Annotated in this window: 13 protein-coding genes; 12 read left to right on the top strand and 1 reads right to left on the bottom strand. The window is 35.2% G+C overall.

Features of this window, described 5'->3' with window-relative positions:
• Positions 1–15 precede the first annotated feature (15 nt).
• Positions 16–1572, top strand: a complete 1557-nt coding sequence (murJ, locus tag EVJ48_04385) for a murein biosynthesis integral membrane protein MurJ (protein ID RZV39585.1) — start codon at positions 16–18, stop codon at positions 1570–1572.
• On the opposite strand, the gene EVJ48_04380 is transcribed toward murJ, so the two are convergent.
• Positions 1569–2726 (bottom strand): hypothetical protein, encoded by a 1158-nt coding sequence (locus EVJ48_04380; GenBank protein RZV39584.1) that lies wholly within the window; start codon positions 2724–2726, stop codon positions 1569–1571. The two genes, murJ and EVJ48_04380, sit on opposite strands and share 4 nt — an antisense overlap.
• A 378-nt stretch (positions 2727–3104) precedes the next feature.
• Between EVJ48_04380 and EVJ48_04375 the strand changes: the two genes are divergently transcribed.
• The 11 genes from EVJ48_04375 (at position 3105) to bamA (ending at position 17682) form a co-directional block, all read left to right on the top strand.
• A complete protein-coding gene (locus EVJ48_04375; protein RZV39610.1) occupies positions 3105–3944 on the top strand; it encodes a PhoH family protein in 840 nt (279 codons plus the stop codon).
• A complete protein-coding gene (locus tag EVJ48_04370) occupies positions 3931–6249 on the top strand; it encodes an HDIG domain-containing protein (GenBank protein ID RZV39583.1) in 2319 nt (772 codons plus the stop codon). Before EVJ48_04375 ends, EVJ48_04370 begins: the two co-directional genes overlap by 14 nt.
• A complete protein-coding gene (ybeY, locus tag EVJ48_04365; GenBank protein RZV39582.1) occupies positions 6164–6730 on the top strand; it encodes an rRNA maturation RNase YbeY in 567 nt (188 codons plus the stop codon). The genes EVJ48_04370 and ybeY overlap by 86 nt, the downstream gene beginning before the upstream one ends.
• A 4-nt stretch (positions 6731–6734) precedes the next feature.
• Positions 6735–7442: a phosphatase PAP2 family protein gene (locus tag EVJ48_04360; protein ID RZV39581.1), complete on the top strand. Its 708-nt coding sequence runs from the start codon at positions 6735–6737 to the stop codon at positions 7440–7442.
• 30 nt (positions 7443–7472) lie between these two features.
• A complete protein-coding gene (locus EVJ48_04355) occupies positions 7473–8315 on the top strand; it encodes a nucleoside triphosphate pyrophosphohydrolase (GenBank protein ID RZV39580.1) in 843 nt (280 codons plus the stop codon).
• A gap of 2 nt (positions 8316–8317) precedes the next feature.
• The gene (lnt, locus tag EVJ48_04350; protein ID RZV39579.1) at positions 8318–9895 is read left to right on the top strand and encodes an apolipoprotein N-acyltransferase; all 1578 of its coding nucleotides are present in this window, start codon (positions 8318–8320) and stop codon (positions 9893–9895) included.
• A gap of 41 nt (positions 9896–9936) precedes the next feature.
• Positions 9937–11071, top strand: a protein-coding gene (locus EVJ48_04345) for a peptide chain release factor 2 (protein RZV39578.1) whose coding sequence is annotated in 2 segments (ribosomal slippage) — positions 9937–10032 and positions 10034–11071 — 1134 coding nt in all. Because the reading frame shifts where the segments join, the coding sequence is not laid out codon by codon here.
• Between the two features lie 186 nt (positions 11072–11257).
• Positions 11258–12745: a lysine--tRNA ligase gene (gene lysS, locus EVJ48_04340; protein RZV39577.1), complete on the top strand. Its 1488-nt coding sequence runs from the start codon at positions 11258–11260 to the stop codon at positions 12743–12745.
• Between the two features lie 43 nt (positions 12746–12788).
• Positions 12789–14024, top strand: coding sequence for a lipoprotein-releasing ABC transporter permease subunit (locus tag EVJ48_04335; GenBank protein ID RZV39576.1), 1236 nt, complete (start codon positions 12789–12791; stop codon positions 14022–14024).
• A gap of 54 nt (positions 14025–14078) precedes the next feature.
• Positions 14079–14777, top strand: a complete 699-nt coding sequence (locus EVJ48_04330) for an ABC transporter ATP-binding protein (GenBank protein ID RZV39575.1) — start codon at positions 14079–14081, stop codon at positions 14775–14777.
• Between the two features lie 160 nt (positions 14778–14937).
• The gene (bamA, locus tag EVJ48_04325) at positions 14938–17682 is read left to right on the top strand and encodes an outer membrane protein assembly factor BamA (protein RZV39574.1); all 2745 of its coding nucleotides are present in this window, start codon (positions 14938–14940) and stop codon (positions 17680–17682) included.
• The last annotated feature ends 39 nt before the right edge of the window (positions 17683–17721 follow it).

Genomic DNA, 17721 nt, shown 5'->3' with positions numbered 1-17721 from the left:
CAAGGTATTTAAATAATGTCTTTAAAATTGCGAAACCATGAGATAATTAAAAATTTATCCGTAGTTTCGTTTTTTACTTTAATAAGCAGAATTCTGGGTTTACTTAGAGACGTTTGCATTGCATACTTTTTCGGCGCCGGAATTACGACCGATGCGTTTTTTGTTGCGTTCAGGATACCCAATCTGTTCAGGAGGCTTTTCGGAGAAGGAGGGATATCTGCTTCTTTTATTCCCGTATATTCGGAAAGTTTGGTCAAAAAAAGCGAAATAAATTCGGAAGACCTTTTTCAAACCGTTTTCGCGATACTTTTTTTTATCCTTTTATTCCTTTCTCTTATAGGATTTTTATTTTCGTTTGTTTTTGTAGCCGTTACTGCGCCGGGCTTTTTGGGTAAACCTTTTGAGTTTAATCTTGCGGTTATTCTAACTAAGGTCATGTTCCCGTATATTTTTTTGATAGGACTTACCGCCTTTCTATCGGGAGCGTTAAACGTTCATGGTTCTTATGCTCCCGGCGCAATGTATCCGATAATATTAAATATAGCGCTTATATTATCGGCAGTTTTTTTAAAGCGGTTTTTTCACCCGGCTATTTTTGCTCTTGCGACGGGCGTTATGATAGGAGGAGCGCTTCAGCTTGCATCCCAGATTTATTATATTAAAAAAAAGAAAATACGCCTCGGTTTCAAGTTTAATTTTAAAAGTTCGGACGTAAAGGCAGTTTTTAAACTGCTTACCCCCTCGCTTTTAGGTATGGCGGTAATTCAGCTTAATCTCGTTTTCGATACGCTCCTTGCTTCTTTTCTTCCTTCCGGCAGTATATCTTATCTTTATTACGGCGACAGGCTTTATCAGTTTCCTCTCGGAGTTTTTGCAATAGCTATGCAGACCGCTATTTTTCCTACGCTTTCCGCTTCGTTTGCAAAAAATAATATAAAAGAAGTGGACGGAGCTTTTAATTTTGCGTCTTCGCTTATGTTTTTTATTATAATACCGTCAAGCATAGGGCTAATACTTTTAAGAAGCCCGCTCGTAAAATTAATATATATGCACGGGTTGTTTAATGCGGCAGACGCTCAAAAAACTGCCGGAGTTCTTCTGTTTTTTATAATAGGTTTATGGGCGTCTGCGCTTTTAAAAACGGTGGTCCCCGTTTTTTATTCTATGAAAGATACTAAAACGCCGGTTAATGCGGCGATAATTTCATTGTTTATAAATATCGTATTTGCGGTTATTCTTATGCGGGTGATGGGAGTATACGGACTTGCGCTGGCTTCCAGTATTTCTTTAATTTTCAATTATCTGTTTCTTTTGAGAAAACTGCATCGCAGGAAAGGTATAGGCTTAGAAACAACTTTTTTTAAATCTTTCCTGAAAACGTTAGCGGCAAGTTTAGTTATGGGGGTTGCAGTTGAATTGATAATAGCGGCTTCAAATAAAATGCATTTTGGCCGGTTATCGGTAGTTTTAATTTCTATAGCCGCAGGATTAATTATTTACTTAGCCGCTTCGCTAATTTTTAAGAACGATTCTGCAGATATATTAAAAAACATAATTGCTAAAAAAAATTAACTTTTCGATTTTTTATTTTTCTTATTCTTAATTTTTTCTAAAGGCTGTTTTGTTAGTACCGTTCTATTTGTTTTATTTTCGGCATCGTTTTTAGCGGCATTATTATTTTTTTTGCTAATAGTAGAACCCGTGACGGTTACTATAGTTCCATAGCCTATCTGCTTATATAATAGAAGGGCGTCTTGCTCCGAAAGTTCGACGCATCCGGCCGATTGAGGAAAACCGTAATATTTGCGATGCATATAGTGAAGAGCTACGCTTTTATGGAAATAGTCTATATATTTTATTCCGGAATCGGAATAATGAACCAGTTTGACCGGATGTCCGTCCAAACACTCTATGTTTTTAAAATGTTTTGACTTTAAAGACGCATAAAGTTTTTTCGTAATAGGCACAGGAAAAAGTCCGGTCATAGTGGTGTCTGGAAGCCTTAAAAAAACATACCAGGTGCCGTCCTGCGTTAACCCTAGTATGCCGGTATTAACGGGAAAAGAAAAAATTATACGGCCGTTTTCGTATAACTCTGCTTTCTCGTTAGTTTTCGACTGTTTTACTAATATCCAGTCCCACGGTTGCCGATTAAACTGTTTTTTTCGGGCGCTTTTTTCCAGTTCGCATAAAAGTTTGTCCGTTATTTCAGGTCTGTCGTATCCCCAATCTTTAACCCTGCCCGATTCGTTAAGATATCTTGCAATAGAACCGATAATAAAAGGATTTTGTTCATTCCAAGCGTAAGAATAAACAATTTTTTTTAGTTTTTTTTGCAAAGGAAATGCAAACTTATATTTGCCTCCCGGCGTTAAAGAAATGGGAAGATATTTTAAATATTGCAAATATTTTACCGTACAAAGAAATACGTCAAGATTAGTACAATCAAGCGGTTTAGTAATATCAGGCCTATAGACTTTCAAATTTAAAGTTTTAATAGTCCGCTTTTTTTTTGCAAGTTTTTCGATTGTTTTGGAAAGTTTGGGTTTTACCGTTTTTATGCCCATAATTTGATTAAAACTAGGTTTTTTAATTTTTATTCGTTTATTCCGCGTTGCCGAAACGGGCGACGGAAAAAAAATAAATTTCATCGAAAAATATGTTCCCGCAATAAAAACCGTGATCAAGACGGTTAATAAAAATATATGTTTTTTATTTAAGTTCATTTATATATTCCTTATAACTGTTTTGTTATCCGTTTTGCGGCAGCGCAGTATGAATTCAGTCGCCGCAGATAGTTTTTTGACTTTTTTTACAATAATGTTATAATCGAAATATGCGGATAATTTTTAAGTTATTATAATTATACAATATATAAGTAATATTGTATAATTTTTCGTATATTTTTTTAAGAGGTAATTAAAAAATAAAATTTGCGCAGAGACGATAAACGCTTAAAGGCCGAAAGCGGTTCTTTAACCTTGATAAAGCATGAAAAGAACGATACCGAGAGGATAGCGCTTGAAAATTTAGAACTTTTCAATAAATTTTCAAATCCTTCCTTCGGCATTAAAAGTCTTATAGAATCTGAGTTCGACGTTGATATGTCGGTCAGGGGCAATACGGTAATCGTAAAAGGATTAAAAAAGAATATACGTACCGCCGTTTTTTTTATAAAGGATTTGATAAATCTGTTTAAAACAAACGAAACTATAGCCGATGCAGATTTAAAAAGATTGGCTAAATTAAAAATAGACAGTCCGGAAATTAACGTAGCCGCTCATTTATATCCGTCTATTCTTTTAACTCCAAGAAAGAAAAATATAACTCCGAGAACTCCAAATCAGAAAAAATACACTGATGCAATTTTTAAAAGCGACGTAGTTATCGGCATAGGTCCTGCAGGAACAGGAAAAACTTATCTTGCAATGGCTTGTGCTATATCTTTATTTCAGAATAAAGTTTTTGACAGGATAATTTTGACTCGTCCTGCTGTGGAGGCAGGAGAAAAATTAGGTTTCCTGCCTGGAGATATTGCGCAAAAGATAAATCCGTATTTGCGTCCGCTATACGATGCACTCTATGAAATGACGGAGTTTGAAAAAGCTATGAGACTTATAGAAACGGATGTTATAGAAATCGCTCCTATAGCTTTTATGAGAGGAAGGACTTTAAATAACTCGTTTATAATACTTGACGAAGCGCAAAATGCTACTAACGAACAGATGAAAATGATGCTGACCAGAATAGGTTCCGGATCTAAAATAGTAGTAAACGGCGATATTACCCAGACGGACCTGCCTTCCGATAAAGATTCCGGCCTTATAAAAGCAAGCAAGATATTAAAAAATATAGACGGCATAGAAGTAGTAAGTTTTGACGAAACAGACGTCCTGCGACATAAATTAGTCCGCGATATAATAAAAGCATATGAAAAGAACTAAATTTTTAGAATTTTTAAAAAATAATTCTATCGAAATCAAAAGCCGTTATTCCGCTCTTTTAATCATTCTTTTAATAGCTTCGGTATTATTGACTTTTCTGCTTTATAACGGTTTGGAATTTATAAAAAATAAGTATAAAGCAGGAGAGATAGCAACAAAAACGATAATAGCCAAAAGAAATTTTAGATATGTAAATACAAAAGCAACCAACGCAATTTTAAAAAAGAAGATTGCCAAAAGCCCCGATGTTTATTTTTATTATCCTGAAATTAAAACAAATATAAATAGGAGAATAAAACAATCCTTTTCCTTAGCAAGAACATATAAAGACGAACACAAGCCCGATAAGAAAAATCAAAGTATTACGGAAAACATATTCGAGTCTAAATTAGGAGCAAAATTAAATAAAAACGTTCTTAACGAATTTTATTATTTAAATTACAACAAAAACTTAGAAAAATATGTTTTAAATATAGTTTCGAGCGTTTACAAAACGGGGGTTATTTCTAAACTGCCGTCGTCGGGCAAAAACATGGAAATAAAAAACACCGTAACGGATACACAAAAAATAGTAAGCTATCCTCAAATTTTTTTTACTGCCAAAAAAGCAAAAAGTTTCGCTTATTATTATACCGTAAAATATTTATATTTCCTGCCTAATTATATGCGTATGTATATTTACGATATTTCTTACAATATTATAAAACCGGATATAGTTTACTCAAAATATCTTACGCTAAAAAAAATAGAAATAATAAAAAAAGAAAATAAACCTATTTTTATACATGTAAACAAAGGCTCGCTCCTGATAAAGGCGGGAGAGCTGATAGCTAAGTCGAAAGCGCTTGAATTAAATACGTACGATTCTAAATTTAAATTAAAAAATAATATACCGTCTTTAATAGGATTGTTTTTGGTAATAACTACACTTTTGTGGTTATCATATATTTTTCCTTTCAAGTACATAAAAAAATTCAGGACGACGTTAGATTTCAAAAATATACTTTTTGTTATCACGATTTTACTTTTTTCGATATTATTGATAAAAGCGGGAATTATATTTTCCAACGCGCTTGCTTTATATTTCCCTTTTATAGATAAAAACGATTTATATTACCTGATTCCTTTCGCTTTTGGACCAATGCTTGTAAGGATAATTTTAAATTCGGAAGTTTCGGTTGTTTATATTGCGCTTTTCTCAATATTGACTTCTATAATTTTTAAAAATTCTATTTTTTTTATGGTATATACGTTCGCCGGAAGTTTTATAGCGTCTTATGAGGTTTTCGACTTCTCTTCTTGGGGAAGAGTAATAAGGGCCGGCGTTATTACGGGTTCGATAAACGTAGTAATGGTATCGGCATTTGCGTTAATAGGGTTTAATCTTATAAACGTTCAAACTCTTTATGCCGTCGTTTCGGCTTTTTTATCAGGCGTAATTTCTTCTATTATGGTTATAGGGCTTATTCCGGTTTTGGAAAGCATATTCGGCTTTACGACCGATTTTAAACTGCTTGAACTTTCAAGCGCCGGCAACCCTTTGCTCCGGCAGTTTTCTATAGCGGCTCCAGGCACCTACCAGCATTCGATAATGACTTCTACCCTTGCGGAATCTGCCGCTACGGCTGTGGGAGCCAACCCTCTTCTGGCGAGAGTTGCGAGCCTATACCACGATATAGGGAAAATAACAAAGCCCAACTATTTCATAGAAAATATAGTAAATTCCGAAAATCCGCACGACAAACTTTCTCCAACTATGAGCAGTTTGATTATAGCTTCGCATGTAAAAGACGGACAGGAACTTGCAAAAAAATATAAACTAGGAAATAAAATAGAAAGCATAATCGCCGAACATCACGGTACTTCTATGATAGGGTCTTTTTACGAAAAGGCGTATAACGAAAATAAAGGTGCGCATATTTCAAGCGACGCTTTCAGATACGCAGGTAGAAAACCGCAGACTAAAGAGGCTGGAATAATTATGTTGGCCGATTCCGTAGAAGCTATATCGAGATCGATGTCGAATATATCGCCGTCGAGACTTGAACAGATGGTCAGAAAAACTATAAATAGAATTTATACCGACGGACAGCTTGACGAATGCGAATTGACGCTGAAAGATCTTCATATTATAGGCGATGCTTTCGTGAAAGTTTTGAATTCCGTTTTTCATCAAAGAATTCCATATATAGACAGGCAGACCGGAGGAGCCGATAAAAGTGAAGCAGGCAAAGTCGATAATAAATATAACGGATATTCAGAGAAAATCGAAAATAAACCAAAGGTTAGTCCGCTATATCGTTAAAAATTCCGTAAACAAACTTTATTGCGGTTATTATGAAATAGATATAATTTTCTGTTCAGAAAATTATATTAAAACATTGAATAAAACTTACAGGAATCAAAATAAAGCTACCGACGTACTGTCGTTTGAGATTAAAGAATGGGAAAACGGCGTTTATCATATCGGCGAAATATATATATCGCCGTCCGTTGCGCAAAAAAACTACCTCAAAAACCGCGAGTTTTGGGAAAAATCAGAGTGGATATCCCTGAACGGCGATAATTACGAATATAAAGACGAAAATAAAGAAAGCCGACCCCGATATTATTACCTAAAAGGTTTTCGCAGGGAGATCGCTCTGCTTGTTATACACGGTATTCTTCACCTTTTCGGATACGTTCACGACGAAGAACACAAAATGAATTTAGACGATGAAGATTATGATGAAGATATGAAAAATATGCAGAATTTTTTATATAAAGAGTTAAACTGGAAATTGTAATTATATGAAAAAAACAACGCAGAGCCGCTTGGAATCTTTTAACGCCGCTATAGAGGGCATTATTTTAGCTACCAAGACCGAGAAAAATATGAAAATACATTTTTCCGTAGCTCTTGCCGCCATAATACTTGCTCTTTTTTTAAAAGTATCGAAAATAGATATCTTATTCGTCCTTGTTTCCGTTTTTTTTGTTTTATTTGCGGAAACTCTTAATACTTCCATAGAATATCTTGCCGATTTTATATCCAAAGAGCATTCTGAAGAAATTGCCGCCGTTAAAAATTTAGCCGCCGGCGCGGTTCTTTTATCCGCCTTCGGTTCGTTCGTAGTCGGATACATAATTTTTTCCAAATACCTTTATTATTTGATATACTATACGATAAATATGATTAAAACCGAAGGTTCCGATATATCCGTAATAATTATATCGATTGTTTTTGTAGGAATTATAATAATAAAGGCTATGTTTAATAAAGGCACACCCTTAAGGGGAGGTTTTCCGAGCGGCCATGCCGCTATAGCCTTTTCTATATGGCTTATAGTATCTTTTTTGACTTTAAATCCTGTAGTTTCCCTGCTTACGTTTATTCTTGCGCTAACGATAGCTCTTTCCAGAATTAGCAGCGGAATTCATACTAAAATAGAGGTTTTAACCGGAAGCATTATAGGAATTTTAATTACCGTGCTTATATTTAAGCTGTTTTATTTTTAATAATTGTAAAAATTTTAAATAAGGAGAATAATGTCTGCAAAAGAAAAGCAAAAAACCTATAAACTCAACGAGCTTATAGAAATAGTTAAAAAATTAAGGTCGGAAACCGGCTGTCCATGGGATAGGAAGCAGACTGAAGAAACCTTAAAACCGTATATTATAGAAGAAGCTTACGAAGTAGTAGAGGCTATAGGCTCCGGCGATAAAATCGAAATAATGGAAGAACTCGGCGACCTTCTTCTTCAAGTTGTTTTTTTATCGGACATATATGCAGATAAAAAAGAGTTTTCTATAAACGACGTTATAGAGACGGTAAACAAAAAACTTATAAGAAGACATCCTCACGTTTTCGACGAAAATTTTTCTTTGAAAGAAGGCGAATGCCTTGAAGACGCTATCCTTAGAAATTGGGAAAGGATTAAAGGGGAAGAAAAGAAGGAAAAATCGAAAAATAAACCGGACGTTCCGAAAAAACCGTCTGTATATATTTCTGAATCCATGCCGTCTCTGCACAGGGCATATATGGTTCAGGAAAAAGCTAAGAGGCAGGGTTTAGATTTTGCGGACGCCGAAGAGGCTTTAAAAAAAGTATATGAAGAAATAGAAGAATTTAAAGAGGAACTGGGTAATAACTTGAATACGGATAAAGACGGAAATAAAAATAAAATAACCGAAGAATACGGCGATATTCTATTTTCAATAGTAAATATGGGAAGGCTTTTAGATATACATCCCTGTTCGGCTTTAAATAAATCCACGGATAAATTTATAAAAAGATTCGGATATATTGAGGAAAAAGCTGCAAAACCGCTTTCGGAATTAGATGCCGCAAGCTTGGACGAGTTATGGGAATCATCTAAAAGAGGGTCATAATAATGAAGACAATATTAACGAACGATAAAATAAAAAATCTATGCTTAGCTGGTTTGTCCGGCGTTATAACAGCCCTTTTATTTCCTGTTTTTAACCTTGAATTTCTTGCATGGATTGCATTAATCCCTCTTTTATACGCCGTACATAAATCTAAGGGTTTTAAAGAATCTTTCTTATACGGTTTTATTGCAGGTATAATTTCATACGTAATTATACTTTACTGGATAGTTTACACCGTAAGTAAATTCGGCGACCTTCCTTACTATATAGCGGTTTTTGCGCTTATTCTTCTTGCTTCGTATCTTGCTCTTTACGTAGCTCTGTTTGCCGGTTTTTCAAAGATTATATTAAACCGATATAAGAAATTAAGCTTTATTCTAATACCTTCAAACTGGGTTTTTTTCGAGTTTTTGAAATCTAAGCTTTTAACGGGTTTTCCATGGGAAAACTTGGGATACTCGCAGTATTTAAATATTCCTTTTATACAAATTTCCAATATTATCGGCGTTTTCGGATTATCTTTTATAATAGTTCTGATTAATTATTCAATATTCAGTTTTATTTTTCAAAAAAACAGGTTTTCAAAAAAACAGGCATTATTTGAGCTTTTTTTTGTTATATCGGTTTTTATTTTAGTTATATTATACGGTTATTACAATATATATTCGATAAATAAACTCGTTAAACATAAAAAACCTTTAAGGGTCGCCCTTATTCAAGGAAATATAGGTATGTTCCAAAAATGGAAAATTACTAAAAAAAGAACGACGCATATATATCTTAAATTGACCAAGCAGTCTTTAAAATATAAACCTAAGCTGGTTATATGGCCTGAAACTGCTCTCCCGTATATTATATCGGTTTATCCTTTTTACTGGAACAAGGTTATGAGATTTACCGAAAAGCATAAAATAGATATGGTTTTTGGCGCTATAGGATTTAAATTTTTTAATTTTAAGTACCATTATTATAACAGGGACTATATGTTTACCGACAAAGGAAGGTATTATTATTACGATAAACATCATTTAGTCCCTTTCGGAGAATATATACCGTTAAAGAAACAGCTGCCTTTTCTCGCGCATATTTTAAAGGGAGCGGGTATAGGAAACTTTACGGCGGGCAAAAAGTTCAGGATTTTAAAAAACGGCAAATTAAAAATAGGTTCCATGATATGCTATGAAGCTTATTTTGACGGACTTGTAAGGCATTTTCCAAAAAAAGGCGCAAATCTTTTCGTGAGTATTACGGACGATGCATGGTACGGCAAAACATCGGCTCCTTATCAGGATATGTCTATGACCGTTTTTCCTGCGGTAGAAAATGAAAGGTTTATTGCCCGCGCCGGAAATACGGGCATAAGCGGAATAATATCGCCGGTCGGTAAAATTTTAGATGAAACCGCGATATTTAAGCGTACTTATATGATAGGTTACGTTAAATTAATTAATAGAAAGACTTTTTTTGCATTATATGGTAATATATTTGCATATATATCGGATTTTGTTTTTATAATTTCAATGTTATATATTTTTATATTAAAACTGTTTCCTGCATTAAATATTTATAGAGAAAAATAAAGTTAAATTTAAAAAGATATATTTATCCGGAGGTTTTTTAAATGTCTATAGCTTCAGCACAGAGCGATTCGCTTTTTAACGTAAGTTTTTTGGAAAGAAGCCTGAAAACCCTCGAAGAAAAATTAGAAAAACTGCGGAGGGCGCTTTGAAGTAGATATTTCCGAAAAAAGACTAAAAGAGATAGAAGAAATTTCTTCAAAAGAAGATTTTTATAAAGATATAAGCTATTCTAAGGAAATATTGATAGAAAAATCGGCTATTGAAAATAAGATTAAAACTTTTTATTCCGTTTACGAAGAGTTTAAAAACATAAAAGACCTATACGATATTTCTATAGAAGAAAATGACGAAAAAATGCTAGAAGAAATTTTCGCCGGCGTAAAATCTTTAGAAAAAAGCGTATCCTCTTTAGAAATGGATACTACTCTTTCCGGAAAAGACGACAAACTAGATGCTATAGTGGAAATTCATGCAGGTTCTGGCGGTACCGAATCCATGGATTTTGCAAATATGCTTTTAAGAATGTATCTAAGGTGGGCGGAGCGCAGAAAATTTAAAACGGCAATAATGGAGTTTAATGCAGGCGAAGAAGCTGGAGTAAAAAGCGTTACTTTTACCGTCCACGGTAAATATGCCTACGGTTATCTTAAGGCGGAAAGCGGCGTTCACAGATTAGTAAGGATTTCTCCTTTCGATGCAAATAAAAGAAGGCATACGTCTTTTGCTTCCGTATTCGTTTATCCCGAGATAGACGATTCTATCGACGTAGTTATAGACGAAAAAGACGTTAAAATAGACACTTACCGTTCCAGCGGAGCAGGCGGACAGCACGTCAATACTACCGATTCAGCCGTCAGGCTGACACATATCCCGACAGGCATAGTAGTAGCTTGTCAAAACGAAAGGTCTCAGCATAAAAACAAAGATTCGGCATATAAACTCTTAAGGGCAAGACTTTACGACTATTACAAAAAAAAGCAGGAAGAGGAAGAAGATAAGGTAAACAAAACAAAAAAAGAGATATCTTGGGGTTCGCAGATAAGGTCTTATACCCTCAACCCAAACAGAGTCATTAAAGACCACAGGACTGGGGTCACCATATACGACGATAAAAGTGTATTTGACGGCGACATCGACGAATTTATAAGCGCATATCTGTTGGGCGTAAGAGCATAATATTACGGTGCCAGAATTCAATTCTGGCACCGTCACAAAATGGAAAGCCAGAATTCAATTCTGGCACTGTATCAAAATGGAAAGCCAGAATTCAATTCTGCGCGTATTAGTCATTGTAAACGATAGTGAAGCAATCCCTTCGTTTATCAATTTATGAATGGGAAAAATTGACAAAGGAGATATATAATGGAACAGGAATTAAATATTTTGGAAAATAATCGCTTGGATAAATTAAATAAATTAAGAGAAAAAGGAATAAATCCTTTTTCAAACGATTTTAAAAAGAAGGAAAATATAAAGAATATAATAGAAAAATTCGGCGGCAACGATAAAGATTTTTTTGAAAGCAACAGGGCAGAAGTAGAAACCGCAGGCAGGATAATTATTATAAGAAGTTTTGGCAAGGCGGCTTTTTTTAGGATAAGGGACGGCTTTGGAGAAATCCAGTGCTATATTCAGAAAGACGGGATACCGGAAAATGATTTCGAGCTGTTTAAAGATTATATCGATTCCGGTGATATTTGCGGCGTCAAAGGACATCTTTTCAGGACGAAAACCGACGAACTTACTATCAAAGTAGAAAGTATTCATATTTTAACGAAGTCTTTACTCCCTCTTCCCGAAAAATGGCACGGACTCAAAGATATCGAAGTCCGCTTTAGAAAAAGATACGTAGATTTAATAGCAAGTCGGGAAGTCAGGGAAATTTTTAAGAAAAGAGCCGAAACCATAAGGTTTTTCAGATCTTTTTTAGACGCGAACGATTTTCTCGAAGTAGAAACTCCCATGATGCAAGCTAATCCTGGCGGAGCCACCGCAAGACCTTTTAAAACCCATCATAATGCTCTTAATTTAGAACTTTATATGAGAATAGCGCCGGAATTATACTTAAAAAGGATAGTAGTAGGAGGATTCGACCGCGTTTACGAAATAGGCAGAAATTTCAGGAACGAAGGAATATCCGTCCGGCATAATCCGGAGTTTACGATGCTGGAATTTTATACGGCTTATTCCGAAAATAATTCTCTTATGGAATTCGTCGAAAAAATGATGTCGGAACTGGCGTTAAAAATTTGCGGCAATTACGAAATAGATTATGGAACGGAAAAATTGAATTTTAAGCCGCCTTTTAAAAAAATTAAACTTAAAGATAGTTTAGTAGACATAGGCGGGTTTAAACCCGAAGAAATAGATACCGTAGAAAAAGTTTTCGATATTTTAACGAAGAGAAACACCCCAGGTATAAGCAAAACGGACAGTCTTGGAGAATTATTAACTATTCTATTCGACGAAACGGTAGAGCCTAAACTTATGAATCCTACTTTTATTACAGATTATCCGGTAGAAAGCTCCCCGCTTGCTAGGCGAAACGATAAAGACGGTTCGGTGACTGAAAGGTTCGAGCTTTTTATAGCCGGAAGAGAGATAGGCAACGGGTTTTCGGAACTAAACGATCCGCTCGATCAGGAAGAACGTTTTAAAATGCAGGTAGAAATAAAAATTAAAGAAGGCTTGCCGGCGGAAATGGACGACGATTATATAGAAGCTTTAAAGCAGGGACTTCCGCCTACCGCGGGTTGCGGAATAGGCATAGACAGGGTAGTTATGCTTTTGACGAATTCTAGCTCCATAAGGGACGTCATATTGTTTCCGCTGCTTAAACCCGTTAAATAAATAAACTTGCAAAATCAACGAAATCAATAGTATTATTATAATAATGAGTTTTCATACTAAAATAGCCCTGCATTATTTAAAGCCGAAGAATAATTCTTTTATATCCCTGCTCAGTTTAATATCCATAATGGGAATAACTATAGGAGTAATGGCTCTTATCGTGGTTATATCCGTAATGAGCGGATTCGACCATGCTTTAGAAAAAAAAGTAATAGGCATAGAGTCGCAGGTCATAGTTTTAAATTATAACGGCTTTGTAAACAACTATAAAAGCGCTGTAAAAAAAATACGTTCGGTTAAAGGCGTAAAAGACGTTTCTCCTTTTATATACACGGACGTTATGATAACTTCGTCAAGCACCTCTACCGGCAGTGTGTTAAGAGGCATAGACGTAAATTCCGAAGAAAAAGTTACCGATTTAAAAAAATATTTGATAAAAGGCAGTCTGTCCGGTTTAAACGCTAAAAACGAAAACGAAATAGTTCTCGGCAAAGTTTTAGCGCAAAATCTCGGAGTTTCGGTCGGAGACAGGGTTACTATCATTTCGCCTGAAGGGCGCATCACTCCTTTCGGCGTTATGCCTAAGACCGAAAGATTTACCGTTTGCGGTATAATCAACAGCGGAATGTATAATTACGATTCAACTTTTTCTTTTATATCCGTCAAAAACGCCCAGAATTTTATAGGACTTTCGTCAAACACAGTTACCGGACTTGAAGTTAAATTAAACAGATTGGGTTCGGCTAATGCGCTTGCGAAAAAAATTGCAGATAAATTAAACGCGGGTACGGCGGCATCTTCTTATTACGCTTTAAGCTGGGAAGAATTAAATAAAAATTTATTTTCCGCTATAAAATTAGAAAAACTTACGATGTTTGTTATCCTGTTCCTTATAGTTTTAGTGGCGGCGTTCAATATTATCTCAACCCTTATAATGGTCGTTATGGAAAAAAGAAAAGATATAGCGGTATTAAAATCCATAGGAGCTTCGTCTAAAGATATAATGATTATTTTTATCGCGCAGGGTCTTATTATAGGGTCTATAGGAACCGCCCTAGGACTCATATCCGGATTTATAATAGGATATTTGGAAGAAACGTATCATATAATAAGCCTGCCGTCGTCGGTTTACTACATCACCGCGCTTCCCGTTAGGATGACAGCCGGCGAATTTGTAGTTATAGGTTTTTGTTCAATATTCTTAAGTTTTATAGCAACCTTATATCCTTCTTATAAAGCGGGTAAAATAGACCCGGCCGAAGGCGTCAGATACGAGTAGCGAATTATAACTACGGGGGTATAATTGAATTCTGCCCCGTCAAAATTGTAAATTATGAATATACAAAGCAATTCAGCCGTTTCATTAAAAAACATAGTCAAGATTTTTAAGGCCGGAAATGAAACCGTAAATATTTTAAACAAAGCCGATTTTGAAATAAAAAGAGGCGATACCGTTGCTATTACCGGAGAATCCGGTACCGGAAAAAGCACTCTTCTGCATATCATGGGAACGCTTCTTAAGCCTGATTCGGGCAGTATCGAATATTTCGGACAATCCGACGTTTATTCTCTTTCCGACGCAAATCTTGCCCGTTTCAGAAATAAAAATATAGGTTTCGTTTTTCAATTTCACTATCTTTTAAATGAGTTCAGCTGTTTAGAAAATGCGGCAATGCCGTTACTGATAAGGAAAGAAAACAAAAATGCGGCGTTTAAAATTGCTAAGGATTATCTTTGCGAAATGGGTCTTGAAAAAAGACTTAATTTTAAACCCTATATGCTTTCCGGCGGCGAACAGCAGAGAGCGGCAATTGCAAGGGCGCTCGTATGCTCTCCCGAGGTTATATTAATGGATGAACCTACCGGCAATCTCGACCCGCGACATGCCGAAAAACTTCATGAAATAATTATCGGACTTAATAAAAAATATGGGAAAACCCTTGCTATAGTTACTCATGACGCAAATTTTTCCGCCATGATGAGCCGTAAAATTAAAATTTCCAACGGGTTAATAGAAGAGGTCAATTTGTGATGGTGCCGGAATTGAATTCTGGCTTTCCAATTTGGAAAAAGGTGTCAGATTTTATTTTGCGTATACGAAAAAAAATAATTAAAGATAAAAGATGATGCGCAAAATTAATCTGACACCTTTTTCAATTGACATAAATTCTAATATTTGATAGTTTATTAAAATGAAATTTTTTAAGCAAGTATTTTTAGGAATTATTATAGCCGGCGTTTTAATTTTAAATTCTATTAACGCTTATGCGGCACTGAACAATAAAAACGTCTGGACGGGTTTTTTTTATCAGAAAGGCTCCCCCTCATTAACATCCATAAAAAAATCTTTTGCCGAAAGTTTTAAAAAATATTTAAATTCAGGAAAGCCTTATTTTGTTTTTGCTTATACTAAATTAAAAACTAAACCTTACTTTAACTACGATAAAAAAATAAACTTAGTCCGGATAAAAAAGCTCGGCATAGTTTATCATTCAAACTACATTATAACGGGAAGTATTTCGAGATTCGGTTCTAATTTTACCGTCCATGCTATGTTTATAGACGTATCGAATGTTTATAAGTCTAAAACCGTTAATTTATCCGGTAGCGGTACAATGCAGTTCGATAAAGACGTCAATTTGTTGTCATTAAAAGTATCTAATTTTATATTCGGCAATATTGAAAAAAATAAGACTATCAAAAAGACTGTTTTTAATAAAATTATATATGCCGTAAGAGTCAAAGGAAATGTTAGAGTAGGTAAAGGTTTTATAATGAATCGCATTGAAGTTAATAAAGGCGGGGAATATTCTATTAAAAAAATTAACGACAGCGTAAAAAAACTTTATAAAACCGGATATTTTAAAAATGTTTTAGTCAACGTTAAGCCTCATGGAAATCAGCTTATAATAACCTTTATAGTATCGGAAAGACCTCTTATAAAGTCTATAAAATACACGGGGAACGGTTCCGTAAGCGTTAAAAAAATTAAAAAAATTATAAACGTAAAACCGGAAAGACCATACAGTTCGTATGAAATCGATAAAGCGTTAAAAATATTAAAATTTGTATATTCTGCCGAAGGCTATTATAACGCTAAAGTAAAAGTGAAGAAGAAAATTCTTCCGGGAAACTACGTATCCGTTGATTTTGCAATAAAACAAAATCAGCCGGTAATGGTTAACAAAGTTGAATTCAGAGGTAATACATCGTTTACTTCCGGAAAGCTTGCATCGGTTATGGGCATTAAGACGGTTAACCTTCTTACATGGATAACGGGGGCGGGAAAATTTAAAAAAGCGAGATTAAATACGCAGATTATTAAACTTTTAAGTTTTTATTATAATCACGGATATATTGAAGTCAGCGTAAAAAAACCTCTGTTTATATTTTCAAAAGATAAAAAATACGTAACTATTATCATAAGGATAGTGCAGGGACCTCAATTCAGGGTATCTAAAGTTAATCTTACGATAAAAGGAACCAAGAAAAATTCCAAAGAATATCAGGCCGTGCAAAAACTTATAATAACAAAGCCGGGGTCGATATTTAACAGGAAAAATATAGAAAAAGAAATTTTAAGCATAACTAAATACTTTACCTATAAGGGTTATGCTTTTGCAAACGTACAGCCGTCTATTAAGATAAAACGCAAGACCAGCTCGGTATTGGTATCTTTGATAGTTCACAAAGGTAAAATCGCCAAATTCGGTAAGATTACTATTACCGGAAACGATATTACATACAGTTACGTTATTTTAAGGGCGCTCGTGCTTTTTCCCGGCGAGAAATACAATCCTAAGCTAATAAAAATATCTAGGCAGAATTTAAAAAACTTGATGTATTTCAAGCATGTTACCATAACTACGGAAAAAGTGCCGGGCAGGAATATATTAAACGTCAAAGTGCATGTAAAAGAACAGAGTACCGGTAAATTTACCATAGGGGGCGGCTACAGTTCGGCTACGTCTTTTATGGCTATATCGTCTATATCGGAATCCAACCTGTTCGGAACCGGAATTTCCGCATCTATTAACGTTCAGGCGGGCGGTCCTTATCAGTCGTACAGTTTTAATGTACTTCAGCCGTATCTTACGTATATTTTCGCAAGACCGTTGTCGGCAAGCCTTTCTTTGTACGATACGTTTAACTCTCTGTATTACGAGTTTGCATACCGTTCGGTCGGCGGTTCGGTAACTTTCGGTTATCCTTTATACGGCAACGTATTGACGGAATATTTTAGGTACTTGTTAGAGCAGGATAATTCCGTTATCATACAGGGTCTTACAAATATTTTACCGCAGGGGAAGGTTACTACAAGCGAAGTTTCTTTGACGACGGTTTATAATACGTTAAATAATCCTATAGTACCCACGGCAGGCGATATGGACAGTTTTAGAGTAAGTTATGCCGGACCTCCTATAGGCGGAAACGACGATTTCGTTAAATACGTAATTCAGGCTAATCATTACATTCCGTTGTGGTGGGGAACTTCTTTTATGCAAGGGGCTCAGTTGGGCTATATAACGGGAACTAACTCTTCTTACCCTCTTCCTATATACCAACGGTTTTTTGTCGGCGGCATAATGAACAATTATCCTCTTTTGGGCTTTATGTATGACTCGGTAGGTCCGTCGGAAGACGGAAATTTAGTCGGCGGCACTAAAATGTTTACCGTTCAGGCAAAATATTTTATACCTATTCTAAAACGGATGAAATTTTACGGATTTTTGTGGTGGAATGCAGGTAATGCTTGGCTGCAAAGCGAGCCAGTCTTTCCTATAAGTTTAGTTCAGGCGGCAGGTATTGGTTTTAACTGGTATTCTCCGTTTGGACCCATTACTATCACTTACGGCAAGATACTTGGGTCGCCCATTAACGGTAATAATTCTACAAGAATACAGTTTAGTCTTGGAGAAGGCCTTCCTGGTATTTAGAAATGAGAAAAGGCAGCAAATATAAAATTAAATATAAAT

The organism is Candidatus Acidulodesulfobacterium acidiphilum, from assembly GCA_008534395.1.
Classification (GTDB): domain Bacteria; phylum SZUA-79; class SZUA-79; order Acidulodesulfobacterales; family Acidulodesulfobacteraceae; genus Acidulodesulfobacterium_A; species Acidulodesulfobacterium_A acidiphilum.
This window is presented reverse-complemented; position numbering and strand designations above follow the sequence as displayed.